Below are 17,562 nucleotides of genomic sequence, written 5' to 3'. Positions count from 1 at the left end.
TGGTATGCTTCCATTGTAGCAAAAAGCGCGCTACAGCAAAAATTTGATGCCGAAAACGAGCAAGATGATGCCGCCGAACGCTTCTCCGTACTCGCCGACCCAAAGGCCCGCACTTCGCCCCAGCCACAGCCCGAGGATCGACATGATGCCGCCGAAGGTGCCGAACAACAGTACGGTAAGCAAGAAGTCCGAGGCGAACATCCCGAACGAAACGCCGACCGAGAACGAATCGACGCTGACCGTCAGCGCCAGAAGCACGATGCCCCACAGCGTGCCGTGATCGAACGACGGAGCGTCCTCTCCCTTCAGCGCACTATACAGCATATGCCCTCCAAGGAGAATTAAAAGACCCCCGCCCGCAGCGGTTGCCACATTGCCGAGCAGCGTCCCTACATAGTAGCCGGTAAACATTCCGAACAACGGCATCAGCACATGGAACAAAGCGGTGATCAAGCCGATTTTCAAAATGTGAATGAACCGGATTCCTTTCATGCCGATTCCGATGCCGAGCGAAAATGCGTCCAAGCCTAGCGCAAACGCCATCACCAGCAGCGTGGCAAGCTGTCCCCACATCGCCGCCGCCGTATCCATATCCCGTCCCTCCGATCCGCCTGTCCTTGTTCAACATATGCGGACAACTTGGGAAAGATGCTTGTACGGAACGTTTCGGAATCCAAATGGCAGGACAAGTCCTATAAGTCCGGCTATGAAAATAAGCGGCTAACGCGGCTTCCTTCTATTGCTATACCTCCACAACGCGATCCGCAGCCGCTTTGCGCAAGCGGTTCAAGACGGCCGCGCCGATGCCCCGCTCCTCCGGCGTTTCCGCCAAAATGAACGTCGCTCCGGCGTCGTCAAACCGGCGCAGCGCCGCATACAGGCCGCGTGCAACCGACTCCGGCTCTGCAAGACTTCCGCAAGGCACGACGAGATCGGCCGTATACAACGAAGCGCGCTCCGCAACCGTCAGGACGCCGGTTACTTCGCCGCGCGACCGCGCCGCGTCAAGCTCCTGCCGGATATAAGCCGCCACCCGCTCGGCGGAGTCCCCGCGGACGAGCGTAAGCCGGCCTCGCGGCGCGTAATGCGCGTACTTCATGCCGGGCGACTTCGGCGCCGTGGCCGTCAGCGGCTGCGCGCCGCCGTCTCTGCCGCCCGCCGGCGCGTCCGGGCCCGCAGCACCGCCGGCGGCCACCGCGCCGTAGCCGTCTGCGCCGTCATCGTGCGCCGCCGCAACGATCTGCGCCTCCGGCACGAGCTGCGCTAACCGCTCCGCGCTGACGCCCCCCGGGCGCAGCACGTGCACGCGTCCGTCCGCATCGACCTCGACGACGGTCGACTCGACGCCGACCCCGGTCGGCCCGCCGTCGACGATTCCGTCGATCAGGCCGTCCAGGTCGTCGCGCACGTGCTGCGCCTCGGTCGGGCTCGGCCGGCCGGAGCGGTTCGCGCTAGGCGCAGCGACCGGGCAGCCGGCGGCGCGCAGCAGCGCGAGCGCGAGCGGATGCTCGGGCATGCGCACGGCGACGGTCGCGAGGCCCGCCGTCACGCGTGGCGACACAGCGCCGGGTTTGACCGGCAGCACGAGCGTAAGCGGTCCCGGCCAGCAAGCGTCCATGAGACGGCAAGAAGTCTCATCCACGCGATCGACCAGATCGTGCAGCTGAGACTTATCCGCGATATGGACGATCAGCGGGTTGTCGGAAGGCCGCCCTTTTGCCCGGAAAATGCCTTCCACCGCTTCGGTGCTTCGCGCATCCGCGCCGAGCCCGTATACCGTTTCCGTTGGAAAAGCGACCAATTTCCCCGCGCGGAGAAATTCGGCCGCTTCTTGTATGATAGACAGCCGGTCCGGTAGGAGTTCCTTGCCGACTGCCCAATTTTTCGTTTTCATCAATAGAATCCTCTGCGTTTTTTGTTGTCATTATACCTCGCTAGTCGGACGCTGTCACGAAATCAGGAGAACCAGCCTTTAATGGCGGAGAAAATCGACTTGATTTTTTCCCAGATGAAAAATTTCATAGCCGGACGTTCGCCAAGCTGATCCGCTTCCACCGTTTTTTGCGTGCCCGAAGCGGAAACTACCACTTTCGTGCCTTTGGCGGACGTTTCCAGCTTCGTTTCCTTATCCTTCGCGTTCTGCTTCGATAAGGACTCTGCACTGCCGCTGCGCTTGTTGTCTTCTTTCGGTGCTTTTACCGACGTTTGCACGGGCTTCGCCGTATTTGCCGTTTGACGGACATCTGCTGTGTCCTTGTCTTTGGCTACCGCTTCACCCGACGCCGCATCCACGAAGCACAAGGGCGGGAACAGCACGCACCACCAGTTTTGTCCTTCGCCTTTGCCGAGCGTCACCCGCAGCGCTTCATACTCCCCTGCGGGATAGATGCGGTTGCCGTACATTTTCGTCGGAAACGGTACGATGCCGAGCTCTACGCTGTATCCGTACGCGTAACCGTGCTCCTCCAGCTGCTTGCCTACCAGGGCGCCAAGCTCCGGCAAATGATCACGCACGATCTGCCGGGCCTCGTCGATGCCTTGCGGCTCGCTCACCCATTTGTCCATTTCGGCGATGATCGCGTCGCGGATGACGCGTTTGATCGCTTGATCCTGAACGGCGTCGGAGTTGGCCAATATGCGAAGACGGATCGCTTCCGACGGAATGTCCGAGCCGACAACCGCCGCATTCGATTTATTCGTTTCCCAGCATGCGATCATTACCAGCATCGCGAATATGACGTACGCATATTGCCGTAACGAAACCCGTTTTACCATTGCGCACAACCCCTTCCCGTTCCATAGTCCAAGTATGGTCAGGAGGGGCTTGCTTTAAACCTAGCAATCTAGCAATTTTTTTAACGCTGGTTATCCTCGTAAAAGACGATCCGGTTGCCGAACGGGTCGGTCACACAGACCTCCCTTGTGCCCCAAGGAGTACTTTCGAGGCCCGGGCGCGCATATTTATAAGCTTTGGCAAGCAAACCGGCGTGGAACGGCTCGATGGGGCTCGCTTCGATCCGGACCGCCGAGCCCGGCGTGCAGTCGCCGTGATGTTCGGAAAGATGGAGGAGACAGGAACCCCGCGAAACCTGCATATATAACGGAAATCCTTCTTCAAACCGGTGCTCCCAATCGAGCTGAAACTCCAAAAATCCGATATAAAACGCTTTTGCCTTCGCCTCGTCGAAAATACGCAAGATGGGCGTTGCCGGCTTCATGCCGATTTCCGATTGCGTCAAAGCAATCCCCTCCTCTTATTCGGATACGATCCGCCGCCACACTCCATTCTCTAGTTCGCCAAATCATCCGGAACTCTAGGAGTCTAGCATTCTTATTGTATATCATTTCGGTAGACAAGAGGACAGAGACCTGGCCTGACGCAACTGGAAATTTACAAGTTCGGACGCCCTTGTTATGATCAAGGGGCTACCCTTTCGCAATCTCTTGGCTCCTTCATAAACCCTTTCCGAAAAAGGAGGCTGCCGGCATGCCGGATTGGTCGTATCAAACGCTGTTCCGCCCGCTGCTGTTCCGGCTTCCTGCCCGAACGGCCCGGGATCTGACACTCGGCGCCATGGGCGCCTTAAGCCGGTTTCCCGGCGGAGCGCTCGTCATCCGGACGCTTGGACATGCCGAGCTGCCGTCCATCCTGGGCACCGAAATAGCGGGCATTCCTCTGCGGAGCCCCGTCGGTTTAAGCGGAGGGCTGGACGTGCACGGAACCGGCCGCAAAGCGCTCTCCCAGTTCGGGATCGGCTATGTGGAAATCGGACCGGTCACCGCCAAGCCAATAACGGACGACAGACCGATTATCCGCGATGACGCCCGGGAAGAGCTCCTTTATCCGAATGCCTATGTCAACGACGGGGTTGATGCCATTGCTCTCCGATTAGTTAAAGAGCGCGCATACGCAAACAGGCATGACCCTTCACATAACGCCGGCCACAACCATAAACCGGGCAAAAAGCCGCCTTATTTATTTCGCGTCGCCCATACGCCCGGTCTGTCGCCGGAACTTGCATTCGCCGAACAGCGCTTTCTGCTGGAGACGCTAGCTCCTTATGCCGACGGCTTTATTCTCGACGCCACGGTCGAGCGGAGCTGGACGTCCGAGCAAACCGCCGGCTGCATCGCGCAAATCGGAGAAACGCTCCATTCCTTGGCCCCGTCGCTCCCCGTTATGCTCTATATTCCGCTTGACTGCCCGCCGCCGCTTTTGGAGACGCTGCTGCTTGCCGTCAAGGACAATGGTTATGACGGGGTGTCGATCGGCGATTTTATCCGCACCGAATCCGGCGATACAGTCGGACGCAGCGGCAAGCAGCCGTGTCTGGAGCTGCTGCGCCGCATACGCGAAATAAGCGGCAGCAAACTCCCGATTCTCGCCTCGGCGGGCATTCACGAGCCGCAGGACGCCATCGACCTGATGCAGGCCGGTGCAGATTCGGTCCACCTGCACAGCGGCTTCGTCTACAGCGGACCGGGACTGGCCAAACGGATCAACGAAGCGGCGGTTTACGAGCGCGTCCGTTCAACGCCCGCTCCGGCCGCGCCTTCCTTTTGGCGGGATTGGGGCTGGATGTGCCTGCTTGGCTTGGGCATGCTTGTCGGCGGCTTATTGGCATGGTGGATTGCCGCCACCTCCGTGGTGCTTCCTTACGACGTGTCCTATTTGAATATGAACCGGACGATGCTCGAACAGTTGAACAGCCGTCTGCTTCCCTTCATGTCTCACGATCGTCTGACGCTGGCTGGGACGATGATGTCGATCGGTATCCTTTACGGTCTATTCGCGTTATTCGGCCTGCGCAGACGGCAGCATTGGGCCAAGACCGCGCTGCTTACGTCAGGAGCCGTCGGCTTCTCCAGCTTTTTTCTGTTTCTGGGCTACGGCTATTTCGATCCGCTGCATGCGCTTGTCGCCATCATCCTGTTTCCGATGTTTCTGTTATCGATGCGGAGTCGCGCCGACCAACCGTCGCGGAAGCCGCCTAACCGATATAACGACCGCAGCTGGAAACGAGCCCAGTGGGGACAGCTGATGCTCGTCTCGCTCGGATTTGCGTTTGCGGCCGGAGGCGCCGTCATTGCCTGGATCGGCATGAACGGCGTATTCGTCCCGACGGACCTGGTTTTCTTATGCACCACCCCGGAAATGCTGTCCCAGCTTAACGAACGGCTCATTCCGCTCATTGCCCATGACCGGGCCGGGTTCGGCGGCGCGCTGTTTGCGGATGCGATCGCCATTCTGGCTTCGGCCTTATGGGGCATTAACCAGGGAGAACGATGGCTGTGGTGGACGCTGCTGATCGGCGGGCTTCCGGGCTTTGTTGCAGCCTTCGGCGTCCATCTTGCGATCGGCTATACGGATCTGCTCCACTTGCTGCCGCCGCTTGTCGCCTTCGCCCTCTATATAGCCGGGCTGGTGCTGCTGTATCCGTACATGACGAGAGTCCACATAAACCCGCAACATGAAAAAAGCGGATAGACGACAAAGCTCCTTACGCTTTATCGTCTATCCGCTTTTGCATGTCTACCTTATGGCCACGACATGACGCTCAATTCCCGCGAGATCGGCTATAAGGTCGATCTTCGTCCAGTCGGCCGCGCCGCTCAGCATACGCGCTACTTCGCGGGCTTGGCCTTGCCCGACTTCAAACCCGACTACCCGCGGGATCGCCTTCAGCTCCGCTAACTGCGCAACCATTCTCCGGTATAAATCGAGTCCCTCGACACCCCCGTCCAAAGCGCTGTGAGGCTCGTAATCCTTTACCTCCGGCTGTAAGCCTGCCATATCTCCCGTCGAGATGTACGGGGGATTGGACACCAGAAGATCGATGGCGAGACCCCGCTCGATATAAGGCGCCAGCAGATCGCCTTGCATCAATTCCACCCGATCGCTTACTCCGTTGCGCACTGCGTTGCCTCTAGCCGTCTCCAGCGCGCCGGACGAAATGTCAGAGCTCATGACCCGCCATGACGGGCAATTCACCGCTATTGCGACCGGAATCGCCCCGCTTCCCGTTCCGACGTCGGCAAGCAGCGGGCTCCCGTCCGGCCAAAGCCTTCTGCCTTCCGCGATCATCCGCTCGACGAGCAGCTCCGTTTCGGGGCGCGGAATGAGCACGTTGCGGTTTACCGTGAAAGGCAGCCCGTAAAACTCCTGCTCGCCGATAATATACTGCGCCGGCTCGCCGGCAGCTTTGCGGTCCAGCAGCTCACACCAAACGGCCTCCCGCTCCGCCGGGAAAGGCTCGGACCAGCGCAGCAGCAGCGACGTACGGTCCAAGCCGAGCGCATGCTGCAGCAGCAGCTCCGCATTTGCCGCGCTGTCAGCCACACCCTTGTCGCGTAAAAAAGAAGAAGCCTTAAGATAGGCTTCACGTATGGAATCCGCATGCATAGGCATGACGTGTTATTCTCCTTTTTCGTCCAGCTGGTCCGCCTGGGAGGCTACCGTCAATGCCGAAACGATTTCTTCCAAGTCGCCGTTCAAAACAGTCTCCAACCGGTGCAGCGTCAAGCCGATCCGATGATCCGTCACACGGCTTTGCGGGAAGTTGTACGTACGGATCCGTTCGCTGCGGTCGCCGGTACCGACTTTGCTTTTGCGCTCGTCGGCATACTTGGCTTGCTCTTCCTGCAGGAACTTGTCGTTAATCCGCGCCCGCAGCACCTGCAGGGCCTTCTCTTTGTTGGAGTTCTGCGATTTGCCGTCCTGACAAGTCGCCACGATGCCCGTCGGCACGTGGGTTACCCGCACGGCAGATTTCGTCGTGTTGACGGACTGGCCGCCCGCTCCGCTCGAACAGAACGTATCGACGCGAATGTCGCTCTCCTTGATTTCGATGTCGAAATCCTCGACCTCCGGCATAACGCCGACCGTCGATGTGGACGTATGAATACGTCCGCCGGATTCCGTAACCGGAATCCGCTGTACCCGGTGCGCGCCGCTTTCGTATTTCATTTTGCTGTATGCGCCCTTGCCGGTAATCATGAAGATGACCTCTTTGAACCCGCCCAGATCGTTCAGGTTCGTATCCAGCACCTCCACTCTCCAGCCCTGGGAGTCGGCATAGCGCGTATACATCCGGTACAGATCGGCAGCGAACAACGCCGCCTCGTCGCCTCCTGCGGCTCCGCGAATCTCGACGATCACGTTCTTGTCGTCGTTCGGGTCCTTCGGCAGCATCAAGATCTTGAGCTGCTCTTCCAGACGGTTTTTGCTTTCCACGAGCTCGTCGATTTCCATCTTGACCATCTCGCGCATTTCGTCGTCAAGCTTCTCGTTCTGCATCGCTTTCGCCTGCTCGAGCTGCTCCATGACAGACTTATATTCCATATAAGCGTTATACGCTTCTTGCAGATCGGACTGCTCTTTGGAATATTCGCGCAGCTTCTTCGGATCGTTCGCCACGTCCGGATCGCATAGCAGCTCGCTTAATTTATCATAACGGTCGGCCAATGATTGAAGCCGGTCCAACATGTTCGTTCACCCCTTGCTTTTTCAAAACTTTCGTTTGGTATATCGGTTTACGGGTACGACGGTCCGCTATACATTGAAGCGGAAATGCATAACGTCGCCGTCGCTCACGACATATTCTTTGCCTTCCAGCCGCAGCTGGCCCTTATCTTTGGCTGCGTTCATCGAGCCTGCCGCGATCAGGTCGTCGTAAGAGACAACCTCCGCGCGAATAAAGCCGCGTTCGAAGTCCGTATGGATTACGCCTGCCGCCTGCGGCGCTTTCAACCCTTTACGGATCGTCCATGCGCGAACTTCCTGCACGCCTGCCGTGAAATACGTATACAGGCCGAGCAGCTTGTAGGCTGCGCGAATGAGCCGGTTCAAGCCGGACTCCGTCAGGCCGAGCTCTTCAAGGAACATTTCCTTGTCTTCGCCCTCCAGCTCCGCGATTTCCGATTCTACCTTCGCGCTGATCGGCACGACTTCCGCGCCTTCCTTGGCCGCAAATTCTCGAACCAGTTGCACGTAAGGATTGTCGTCCGCGTTCGCGACTTCCGCTTCGCTAACGTTGGCCGCATAGAGCATTTTTTTCATCGTCAGCAAATGAAGATCGCGAATAAGCAGCGCTTCTTCCTCGCTAACCTCGACGCTGCGCGCGGGCTGATCGTTGTACAGCGCCTCTTTGATCCGTTCGAGGCACTCCACCTCGGCAGCGTATTTCTTGTCGCCGCCTTTCATATTTTTACGAGAGCGGTCGATGCGCTTCTCCACCGACTCCAGGTCGGCGAGAATGAGCTCAAGATTGATCGTCTCGATATCGCTGATCGGGTCGACTTTGCCGGACACGTGCGTAATGTTCTCATCCTGGAAGCAGCGGACGACATGCACGATCGCATCCACTTCGCGGATATGGGCCAAAAATTTATTGCCAAGCCCTTCCCCTTTGCTCGCGCCTTTCACGATGCCGGCGATGTCGATAAATTCGAACGCCGTAGGCACGATCCGGTTCGGGTTGACGATCTCGGCCAGCTTCTGCAGCCGTTCGTCCGGCACTTCTACAACCCCTACGTTCGGGTCGATGGTACAGAACGGGTAGTTCGCAGATTCCGCGCCCGCCTGGGTAATTGCGTTAAACAACGTCGATTTGCCTACGTTCGGCAAGCCGACGATTCCTGCCTTCAAAGCCATCACGACAACTCCTTAGTTTCTGAAAATGGTCATTATTCAATTATATCGCAGACGTGATGTAAAGTCATCTTGTAATCGGCTGGGGATCGCGAACCGCATCCCGAAAAGGCCGCTGCCGAGCCACACGGCTAACGACGGCCTTTTCGGATAGGAAACGGCGCTTCGGACAATCCTATTACCGTCTTCTCAAACTTAATCCAAAGGAGTGTTTTATGTGCGTGAAGGTTTGATTCCTGCGGTTCTCGGAACGGTAGTATCGGCTTCCGGCGCGGCACTGCTAGCGACCCGGTACAAGGCGGCCGCCAAGGGCGTCATCGGATTCGGTTTGGCCCACGTCGTTCTAGGCGTCATCGATTTGGTGGAGCACCGGTAACGGCTGGAGAAGATACGGGAGGGGAAACCCTCCTTTTTATATTTTTAGGCCGCCTTCAGCCGCTCGTTCAAACGAGTCCGTATGTGGCATGCGCATATAACCGGTTGCTTTATACCTTCACGCCGTTTTTCCTCGCGAACAGAATCGTATTCAGCCAGGTCAGCTCGGCCTGCGTCAACTCTTGCTTATAAGCTTTATCCACCCAGCTGCGGTCGGTTATCAGCCCTTGGGAATATAGCCCGTCGAGCGCATCGCCGAGCATGTTCCACTGCCAGTCGTGTTCCAGCTTCATCGGCATTCTCTCCTCCGCTTCCTCGTCGTAGCGTTCCAAATCGTGCACAGCGATCAAGCTTTGCAGCTTGGCCGGATACGCCGGATCGGTCGCATAGCCGCACACCTGCAGCATGACCGTTTGCTCCTTGGGCGTCTTCGAGGCGCGCACTCGGTCGTACCGGGGGATCAGAAACAGCAAATCCTGGTCGCGAAAACCGTCGGCTATCGTGTCGTATGCCCGCCAATCGGACTGCACGCCGTCTACGCGAACGCCGTCGTACACTTCCCAAGTCGTCCTGCTGACGCTCCGGCCGTGCCAATAAGGGGTCGGCTGTCCGCCGCCTACTTTATACCCGACCAGGTTGTTCCATGGATGAAGGGTGCTCCCCGTTTCAAGCAGAGCCTGCGCAATACGGACGGACGGAAAAATCGCGGAGCCCTGGATCCTTAGAAGTACTGCGATCGGAGCGACCGTATCGATAAAAGCGTCGGGTGCCACTTTCATAGCCGCCATCCCTCCTTGTCCTTCTTATCATTGACATTCCCTTGCTTTATGTTACGTATGGAGGTTCAATTTGGTCACAACCCCCTGTCCGAATGTCTCCAGCCTGAAAAAAAGAAGCGCATCGGCCTTCTCCTTGGATCGAATCAGGCCCTGCGCTTCTTGCTGTGCGATTACTTCACATCGTCCTCCAGCTTGCTTTTCCAAGTCTCGCTTCCGTCGGTTTGACGGACCGATTCGTGGGAAACCGTCGCTTCCTGCACGTCACCGAATGCCCAGTGGCTTGCAGGCATATCCGGGAACAGCGGCTCGAGACCTTGAAGCGGTCCGCGATACAGCATCCGGTTAATAAGCGTCACCGCTTCGGAACGAATAATATCGTTTTGCGGCTTGAACGTTCCGTCCGGATAGCCGGACAGGAATTTGCCGCGATACAAAGCCTCTACGGCTGCAGCCGACCAATGGCCAACCACATCGCTAAAATGCGCCGTGCTCGAGCTGCCGGTATCCAGCTTCAGGAAGCGTGCCATAACCGCAGCCAGCTCTCCTCTTGTCACCGGGGCTTCCGGACGGAACGTACCGTCTTCAAAGCCGTTAAAATAGCCGTGCTTCGTTGCAATCTTGATGTAGTTGGCCGCCCAGTGGCCGGCTTGTACATCTTTGAAATTCAGCGGATCCTTGGATTCCGAATTGTCGGTTAACCGGGCCACGATCGCTGCCAGCTCAGCGCGGGTGAGCGACCGGTTCGGCTTGAACTCGCCGTCCGGATAGCCGAGAATGTAACGCTGGTGCTTCAGATTATCGAAGCGTTTGGAGAATACTACGACTTTGGTTGCCGATTGCGCCGTTACCGGGCTAACCGAGCCGCCCGCAGCAAACTCGCCTTTCGCATCGAAGGAAGCTTCCTTCTCTTCCAGCTGCGGCCATTTGACGGTTACTTTGAAGCTTCCCGCTTGTCCGGCCGCAAGATTGTTGACCGTCCAAGTAACGGTATTCCCGTCTGCCTTGCCGCCGTTCGCATCGATAACGGTCGCTCCGGCAGGAATCGCCAGCTTGACAACGCCCGATACAAGCGGAGAGGACGATTGATTTTTGTAATCGACGGTGATGACGGACTGTCCGCCTTCCTCGACCATGCTTTTATCTACGGAAAGGCTCAAGGAAACATTCGGTTGCACGACCGGCGCGGGGTCGGCGGAAGACTCCGGTGCCGAAACCGGGTTCAGTACCAAATCATGCTTGACGATATCCCATTCTACCGGAAGGGTAGCGCTCCGGTACAATTGGTAGCCGTCTTTGGATACGACCAGATAATAGTCCGTTTCCGGATAGACCATATAGGCGTAGAAGCCGTTCGCGTCGCTTAATTGCTCGGGGCTTGCGTTGCCGTTCGGGTCAAAGCCGACTAACGGAGGCAATACGACTCCCGTTCCCGGCGTTCTTCCATTATCTTTGTTTCTTTGCGTATCCGCGTAATACAACGTGACCTTTGCGTCTTTGATCACGGCTTTTGTACTCGCATCACGAATCGTCCCGTAGGGATCGACCAGCTCTTGCGTAATGTTCAGTTCGCCATTCGCTTTCACGCCTGCCGTTCCGCGCGCAATCGTGATTTCCTTGCCTGCTTCGATTTCGTAACGGATTTCGAGCGTGTAGTCGCCTACGGCTAGTCCATCCGCATGGAAAACGCCCTGCGCTTGCAGAGGGAACGGCTTCGGTTTTCCATTTTCCATGATGTAGTTGCCTGCCGCGTCCTTCAAGTATACTTTGGTCTTAGAGACGATTTCACTGCTCAACAAGCCGGTCTGGCCGTTCGGCTCTTTGAAAAGAACGATGCCGGTTACGGTTTTCTCGGAATCGAAGCTCTCGTCTCCGCCGCCCGTCACGACGCCCACGTTAGCCTTCTGCCTGTAGGTTACAGGCGTCTGTACGCCGCCTACCTCGACCGTTTGGGTAATCTCCAGGTCATATTTCTCATCGCCCCGCGGTACCGGCACGGAATACGCGCCGTTCTCGTCGGTAACGATCGTTTCGTCGAAGTCGACGCCGGATTCGATTTGGCCGTCGCCGTTCAAGTCGAGCGTCACGCGTACGGTTGCGCCGGATACCGGCGCATTGCCAACGCCCTTCGTAATAACGCCTTGAATCGTGGCGGGCTGGAAGATAACGGCGATCTGATCCTTCGCGGAAAGACCCTTCTCCTCGTCCAGCACCGTTGCCGTAACCGGAATTTGCTGTTCGTTCACACCGGTAATTTTGGCCGATTTGTAGATCGCCGTCGCAAGTCCTTGCTCATTCGTAATCGCCCAATCCTGACCCACGAACGTGCCTACACCTGTTGGAGCAGCGAAAACAACCTTTACGCCGGATATCGGCTGGCCGTCCGCGTCCTTGAGCACGGCTGTCAATGTCGTAGTCGTTTTCCCGTCGCCTACGATTTTTGCCGGATTGGCCGTCAGCTTCAGGTTGGCGCCGATCACGGCGAATTTGTTATCGATCCGCTTGTCCGGCGCTTCCGCCGGGAGCAAAGACTGATCGGCTTTACGCGCTTCGAAGGAGACGGCATATTCGCTTGCAGCCGTATCTTGCGGCAGCACGTAATCCGTTCTCACCCACTTCTTATAGCCGTCGGCAGCGAATGTCTCTGCATTGGCGAGCACGAGGCTTACGGCATGTCCGTTTACGGTAGCCACAACCTCATTAGCCAAAAGGGAACTGACGGCGGACAATTTCAGCGGCTGCCCGGTCAGCGCTTTTACGATTGCCGGATCTCCCTGCGCTTTGTCGCCTACCCAACCGTCAAGCGCCTTGTTGATCAGCACTTTTACGGTAACGGGGTCGCTTTCTTGGCCGTCGCCATCCGTCACTGTGAACGTGAAGCTGTCTTCCCCTCCGGTAAAGCCCGGATTCGGCACGTAGATCCAGCCGTTTCCGTTCGGTTGGCTCTGATCGGCCGGCTGCAGCGTCCCTTTGGCCGGAACGGACTTGATGCCGTAAACCAGACCGGTGACGGTTTCCGCGTCGGTGCCTTTAAGGACGATCGCAATCGAAGTCGTGCCTTCCTCTGCGCTTATCGTTTGAGGCTGGGCGACAGGCTTGCCGGAGTAGGCGATCGTCACGAGCGCCGGCGCTTCGGAATATTGCGTGCCGTCATAGCCTTCCCACTGGAACGTCACGGTGCTGCCGTCCGGCAATTCCGCGTCGGGGCCGAAAGCGAGCGTGCCCAGTACGGCCGCCGGAATGGAGGCGGATTGGCCGGGAGTCAAATAAACGGCAGCGCCTACGGATGGCGTGTACCACAGCTTGCCTTTGGTGCCGAAGTCGGCAGGCAAGCTGATTTTCACGTTGTTAAGCGCATCCTGTTCTGCATCTTGATATGCCGGCTGTTGTGCAAAATCATCCGCTGCAAAGCCGATGGTCGCGCCCGCCAAGCCGGTTTTGGCAATGTTGCCGACAACAGGCGGCGTATTGATGCGGATGGTTACTTTTTTGGCATCTTTGGCGTTTTGTTTGCCGTCGGATCCGGTCCATGTAAAGGAGGAAACTCCTGTCTGACCGTCCTTCGGCATGAATTTCAGTTGGCCAAGCGCCGCTTCCGGAATGACTTGTCCTGCTGCGACGTCGGTAACAACCGCTCCGTTAACGAGCACCAGCCTGCCTTTGGCCGGATCCGGAAGCGTGACGATTTGCACGGCGTTCAACGTCTCTTCGTCCGCGTCGGCAAAGGTGGAAGCAAAATTATTTTTCGTAAAATCGACGGTTTGGCCTTTGACAGCCGATTTCTCGATATCGCCTACGACAGGCGCCGCATTAGCCGCGAGGGTAACGAGAGCGTCGGTCAGCGCATATTTTTCGCCGTCAAAGCCGTTCCATTGAAACGATGCCGTTCCGCTAAAGCCGGAAGAGACGGGAATAAATCGGAGGCTAGGCAGTTCGGCGACTGTGAGCTCCCGCCCAAGCACGATATCGGCAGCCTGTCCGCTTCCGTCGACAAGCACGAGCTTGCCTTTAGCAGGATCGGGGAGAGTACCGATTTTCACCTTTTGCAGGTTCGCTCCGTGGGCCGCTCCGTTCAGCTTATAGTATTTGTTTTTGAAATCGTCCGCCGCAAACACAGTAGGCTCGTATTGAAGCCCGGTCTTCGCGATATCGGCTGCCTTCGGATCAAAGGTGGAGACGGAGAAGATGTGCTCTGCTTGAGTAGGCACCTTGTAGCCCCTATTTGCATTGGGACCTGTCGTTTCTACTTCCTCGTCGAATAAGATAACGTTAACCGTATAATTTTGGGTTTTATCGATATCGTTATCCGAGAGAGGAATTTGGATCGTACTGCCCAAGCTGCTCTGAGGGACCTTTCTCGTTTCCGTAACCAGATTATTGCCCTCTTTATCGATAACGTTAGCTTCAATAATAAAATCTTGTCCAGGGACAAGCTCCTTGCCTGCAACCGACGTTGTCAACGTAATTTTTCCGTCGATGACGGCGATATTGACATCAGTCAGTTCTCCCGTCTTGCGGCTGCCGCCGTCGATCACAAGCTGGCCCCAGTCGATTACGGTCTCCCAGCCTGTATTCAGGGTGCCGATTTGGGGATTATGATGAACCGAAATGCCGACAAAATTATCGCCCTCGGCTACTTGAGCAGGATCCAGCTTAAATACGGTTGTATTCCATTTGGCGTTATTCCCGGATAGCGCACCCACATAATATTGAAGGTCAAATCCTTTGCGGTAAGTGGCATCATTCCAATTCCCCGTAGTCGGCCATGTATATCCGCTCGGGACTCCCGGCCCGGCGAGAAGCGCTAGAGGGGTTTTAGAGAGATACACTCTATCCCATTCGCCGTCTTCTTCATCCACATCATAGCCTCTAATAAGCAAGTAGGCGCTGGTCTGAGGCGTTTTTCCAGCCGGGACGTCAATCTTGAACTCGAACGGATACAAATTGGGGGTCCCGTTTTTGATCGCAGTACCGCTTTGAGGATCACCCGCTTTTCGAAAATCTCCGGATGTCTGGTCAGCCGCAAGACGCGTGTAATAATCCAAGTCGTTATCTTTATTACTGTTTGCCGCGCCGCCACCCCAATTGTCCGTGCCGGTAAAATAAGTGCCGCCCTGCGAGCCGCTGCCTGAACCTCCTCCAGCTGCGTGCGATGGCGCCGCTGCGCCGAAAGCCATCAGCAGAGCCGTAGTCAGCGAAACGAACCGTTTGGACAGCACGCCGCGCGGACGGAGCCGGTTCCGCCATTCTCCCTCCCTATTGCCGCTTCCCATTCGTAACTTTTCTACAAAACGCATTTCCCTGCTCCTCTCCCTCCCTGTTCTATGGCGAGTCGTGTTATTCCCGTAGATTTGCTCGCCCTTTGCTGCTTCCTGTCGAATCATCCCGCTTATAGTAACAACCGCATCTGAACAATTTTTGAACAATCGGAATGGGGCGGCCAAGCGCTTTTTCTGCATTTCGCATTGTTCATTTTTTGTTCAGATTGACGTTATATGATAGGAGCATTTAGGGATTCCAACATGAATACCTGCCCTAGGAGCAGAGGCTGGCGATGAAGAAACTCCGAAATACGATATCTCGATCTGCATTCTTTCAAGCGTCGACCCCCGAGCGGTTGCCGAATACCGCGAAACAAGTTACATTATGTGGGATTTTTTCCTCTTACAAGCTGCTCGAACCCATTGTAGATTTACCCTCTGAACAAAATCTGAACGAAAAAAAGACCCCTGCGAGATGCAGAAGTCTTCCCTTTTCATGCCGGCAAACCGCTATTTGAAAATCCGCGCTTCCTTCTCCTCCTGCCTGCGAACCGAAGACAATTCGACCTGCGTCTTCAAAATAAACGCCCGAAGCGCATTTAGCCGCTCCTGGGGGAAATCCACAAACTGCGCGCCATAGTAGCAGCCTAGCTCGGATGTTTCGCGGCGGACAATTTCAGCCGTACACGACACGATCGTCCCCATCTCAAGCTCAAGACGGACTATCGTTCGTTCCGTGAGCCTGCATTCGCTGCCGACCGTAAAGCCGATGCCGCTAACGCTAATATTGACGACCGTTAACGGAATCGCATCGGTTGCCTCCGGACTTCGCGAATCGTTTGCCGATTCGATCGACAGGATCGAGCCCTTCATCTTAACGTCTACCCGAAAATGCTCCCGCTTCTCTGAAAATTTCCGCTGGTTTTCCGGAGGATTTATGACGATGAGCGATCCATTATCCTTCGCGATAATCGTAGACTGGAACATGAATATGCCTTCCGGCGAATAAATCGTCAGCTTAACGGCATCTCCCAATTCAAACTGCTTATAATCGCCGATCTCGATTTCAACCATATCTCCCTCGACAACAGCGAGTACGCCGGTCGACACGTAATCCTGTTTTTCCACCACGGTGCGGCAGTGCATCAATATCGATGACCTTAGTGTTTTTTGATTGCTGGTATCTACGAATTCGGAACGATTCCGGGTAACAGACGTACCTGACATACTGCATCGACCTTTCTCAATCAATGTGGAGAAAATTTTACGGGTAACCGTCAGGTATGCGCCGGCGTTGGCCCACCCGGATATAACCTGTTGTACGCGAACATAAAAAAGCCGCTCCGAAAGAGCAGCCGACGCATGCTTGCGTGTCCGATCCCATTCGGCAACCAGGCTGTCATGGCTCCGCATATGCGAAGCTTTAGACCCTGTGGCTTTGCGTCCTTGCTTTTCAGCAAGTTTGCCATTATCGAATATCACTTTATGTTAAAAAGGGGTACCAAAGTCCTAAAAAATCGTTAATTTCAGTATAATCGGGTTGCACAGGGTAAGCAATCGTCTGCAAAGCCTATCCACAACGCCATCCCCATCCTGACCGCTTTATTCACATGTCCGGAAGGCCGTTTACCGGCTCATTCTCCCTTATCGTTTCCCGTTCTTACGGGAACAATGCCGACTTGCCCTCAGGAACGGCCCGGCGTACAATGAGAATACCGCTTTCGTTGTCCACACTACCAACAATGTTATCCACAAACTTATACACAGCATGTGCATAAGTTTGAAAATTCGCGGTTTCCGTCCACAGTGGATAAGTTTCCTGCTTGCGGGTTTATCCCCGTTGGGGACAATTTTAATAGGAATTTGGCGGATACACGCCGCTCTACTTACGCCCATGGCTGGGCAAGCCGTACATAAAGAGGTGTTCCCTTGGAAGAAGAACATATCGTCTGGATGCGCATCGCGATGGAAGAGGCGGAGAAAGCCGCTGCAATCGGCGAGGTGCCGATCGGCGCCGTCATCGTCCGAGACGGAGAAATTATCGGTCGCGGCCATAATTTGCGCGAAACGTCGCACGACCCGACAGCCCATGCCGAAATGATCGCCATCCGCGAAGCCAGCCGGGCTCTTGACGCCTGGCGGCTGCTCGACTGCCGGCTTTACGTCACGCTTGAGCCTTGTCCCATGTGCGCGGGGGCTATCGTACAGGCTCGTATTCCGCATGTCATATTCGGCACAAGCGACCCGAAGGCAGGCTGCGCGGGAACGCTCATGAATTTGCTGCAGGAAGATCGCTTCAATCACCGCGTCGAGCTTACGCAAGGCGTGCTCCAGGAGGCATGCAGCGAGCGGCTGTCCCGCTTCTTCCGCGAGCTGCGGGAAATGCGCAAACAGCAATCTGCCGCACAAGCATCCGACTAAACGGGTTACCGAAGCCTGAGCGAAGATCGTCATCGTTCGGGCTTCAGGATTGTTTGCCCGCGAAATCGTTGCCGATGTT

Annotated in this window: 13 protein-coding genes and 1 riboswitch; of the genes, 3 read left to right on the top strand and 10 right to left on the bottom strand. The window is 56.3% G+C overall.

Annotated elements, in window-relative coordinates; genetic code table 11:
- Nucleotides 1-30: 30 nt before the first annotated feature.
- The 4 genes from ACKGJP_RS00235 to ACKGJP_RS00220 form a co-directional block, all read right to left on the bottom strand.
- Nucleotides 31-591 carry a manganese efflux pump MntP family protein gene (locus ACKGJP_RS00235; RefSeq protein ID WP_409343716.1) on the bottom strand — a complete coding sequence of 187 codons (561 nt, stop codon included), beginning with the start codon at nt 589-591 and terminating at the stop codon, nt 31-33.
- 151 nt (nt 592-742) lie between these two features.
- Entirely contained in the window at nt 743-1,894 is a 1,152-nt protein-coding gene (locus ACKGJP_RS00230; RefSeq protein ID WP_409343715.1) for an L-threonylcarbamoyladenylate synthase, read from the bottom strand.
- 62 nt (nt 1,895-1,956) lie between these two features.
- Nucleotides 1,957-2,775, bottom strand: coding sequence for a stage II sporulation protein R (gene spoIIR / locus ACKGJP_RS00225; protein WP_409343714.1), 819 nt, complete (start codon nt 2,773-2,775; stop codon nt 1,957-1,959).
- 80 nt (nt 2,776-2,855) lie between these two features.
- A complete protein-coding gene (locus tag ACKGJP_RS00220) occupies nt 2,856-3,239 on the bottom strand; it encodes a glyoxalase superfamily protein (RefSeq protein WP_409343713.1) in 384 nt (127 codons plus the stop codon).
- A 248-nt stretch (nt 3,240-3,487) separates the two neighbouring features.
- On the opposite strand from ACKGJP_RS00220, the gene ACKGJP_RS00215 reads away from it, so the two are divergent.
- Nucleotides 3,488-5,488: a hypothetical protein gene (locus tag ACKGJP_RS00215; RefSeq protein ID WP_409343712.1), complete on the top strand. Its 2,001-nt coding sequence runs from the start codon at nt 3,488-3,490 to the stop codon at nt 5,486-5,488.
- Between the two features lie 45 nt (nt 5,489-5,533).
- Here ACKGJP_RS00215 and prmC read toward each other — a convergent pair whose 3' ends face one another.
- From prmC to ychF, 3 genes are all read right to left on the bottom strand, one after another.
- On the bottom strand, nt 5,534-6,409 hold the full coding sequence (gene prmC / locus ACKGJP_RS00210) for a peptide chain release factor N(5)-glutamine methyltransferase (protein WP_409343711.1): 876 nt from the start codon (nt 6,407-6,409) through the stop codon (nt 5,534-5,536).
- A gap of 6 nt (nt 6,410-6,415) precedes the next feature.
- Nucleotides 6,416-7,486: a peptide chain release factor 1 gene (prfA, locus tag ACKGJP_RS00205; protein ID WP_409343710.1), complete on the bottom strand. Its 1,071-nt coding sequence runs from the start codon at nt 7,484-7,486 to the stop codon at nt 6,416-6,418.
- Nucleotides 7,487-7,552: 66 nt separating this feature from the next.
- Nucleotides 7,553-8,653, bottom strand: coding sequence for a redox-regulated ATPase YchF (ychF, locus tag ACKGJP_RS00200; RefSeq protein ID WP_409343709.1), 1,101 nt, complete (start codon nt 8,651-8,653; stop codon nt 7,553-7,555).
- 214 nt (nt 8,654-8,867) lie between these two features.
- On the opposite strand from ychF, the gene ACKGJP_RS00195 reads away from it, so the two are divergent.
- Nucleotides 8,868-9,026, top strand: coding sequence for an asparagine synthase (locus tag ACKGJP_RS00195; protein ID WP_409343708.1), 159 nt, complete (start codon nt 8,868-8,870; stop codon nt 9,024-9,026).
- A 109-nt stretch (nt 9,027-9,135) separates the two neighbouring features.
- On the opposite strand, the gene ACKGJP_RS00190 is transcribed toward ACKGJP_RS00195, so the two are convergent.
- From ACKGJP_RS00190 to ACKGJP_RS00180, 3 genes are all read right to left on the bottom strand, one after another.
- Entirely contained in the window at nt 9,136-9,804 is a 669-nt protein-coding gene (locus ACKGJP_RS00190) for a glycoside hydrolase family 73 protein (protein ID WP_409343707.1), read from the bottom strand.
- 170 nt (nt 9,805-9,974) lie between these two features.
- Nucleotides 9,975-15,098 carry an S-layer homology domain-containing protein gene (locus ACKGJP_RS00185; RefSeq protein WP_409343706.1) on the bottom strand — a complete coding sequence of 1,708 codons (5,124 nt, stop codon included), beginning with the start codon at nt 15,096-15,098 and terminating at the stop codon, nt 9,975-9,977.
- 474 nt (nt 15,099-15,572) lie between these two features.
- Nucleotides 15,573-16,193, bottom strand: a complete 621-nt coding sequence (locus ACKGJP_RS00180; RefSeq protein ID WP_409343705.1) for a flagellar brake protein — start codon at nt 16,191-16,193, stop codon at nt 15,573-15,575.
- A gap of 252 nt (nt 16,194-16,445) precedes the next feature.
- A riboswitch (cyclic di-GMP riboswitch) is annotated at nt 16,446-16,539 on the bottom strand.
- 452 nt (nt 16,540-16,991) lie between these two features.
- On the opposite strand from ACKGJP_RS00180, the gene tadA reads away from it, so the two are divergent.
- On the top strand, nt 16,992-17,483 hold the full coding sequence (gene tadA, locus ACKGJP_RS00175; RefSeq protein ID WP_409343704.1) for a tRNA adenosine(34) deaminase TadA: 492 nt from the start codon (nt 16,992-16,994) through the stop codon (nt 17,481-17,483).
- Nucleotides 17,484-17,562: the final 79 nt, after the last annotated feature.

The organism is Paenibacillus litoralis (genome assembly GCF_046244365.1).
Lineage (GTDB): Bacteria > Bacillota > Bacilli > Paenibacillales > NBRC-103111 > Paenibacillus_V.
Note: the sequence above shows the minus strand (reverse complement) of the source record. Positions and strands in the feature narration are given on the sequence as shown.

Bases quoted from the DNA above. Each gene is read 5' to 3' on its own strand.
- ACKGJP_RS00235 (WP_409343716.1), bottom strand. From the start codon at position 591: ATGGATACGGCGGCGGCGATGTGGGGACAGCTTGCCACGCTGCTGGTG.
- ACKGJP_RS00230 (WP_409343715.1), bottom strand. From the start codon at position 1,894: ATGAAAACGAAAAATTGGGCAGTCGGCAAGGAACTCCTACCGGACCGG.
- spoIIR (WP_409343714.1), bottom strand. From the start codon at position 2,775: ATGGTAAAACGGGTTTCGTTACGGCAATATGCGTACGTCATATTCGCG.
- ACKGJP_RS00215 (WP_409343712.1), top strand. From the start codon at position 3,488: ATGCCGGATTGGTCGTATCAAACGCTGTTCCGCCCGCTGCTGTTCCGG.
- prmC (WP_409343711.1), bottom strand. From the start codon at position 6,409: ATGCCTATGCATGCGGATTCCATACGTGAAGCCTATCTTAAGGCTTCT.
- prfA (WP_409343710.1), bottom strand. From the start codon at position 7,486: ATGTTGGACCGGCTTCAATCATTGGCCGACCGTTATGATAAATTAAGC.
- ychF (WP_409343709.1), bottom strand. From the start codon at position 8,653: ATGGCTTTGAAGGCAGGAATCGTCGGCTTGCCGAACGTAGGCAAATCG.
- ACKGJP_RS00190 (WP_409343707.1), bottom strand. From the start codon at position 9,804: ATGAAAGTGGCACCCGACGCTTTTATCGATACGGTCGCTCCGATCGCA.
- ACKGJP_RS00185 (WP_409343706.1), bottom strand. From the start codon at position 15,098: ATGCGTTTTGTAGAAAAGTTACGAATGGGAAGCGGCAATAGGGAGGGA.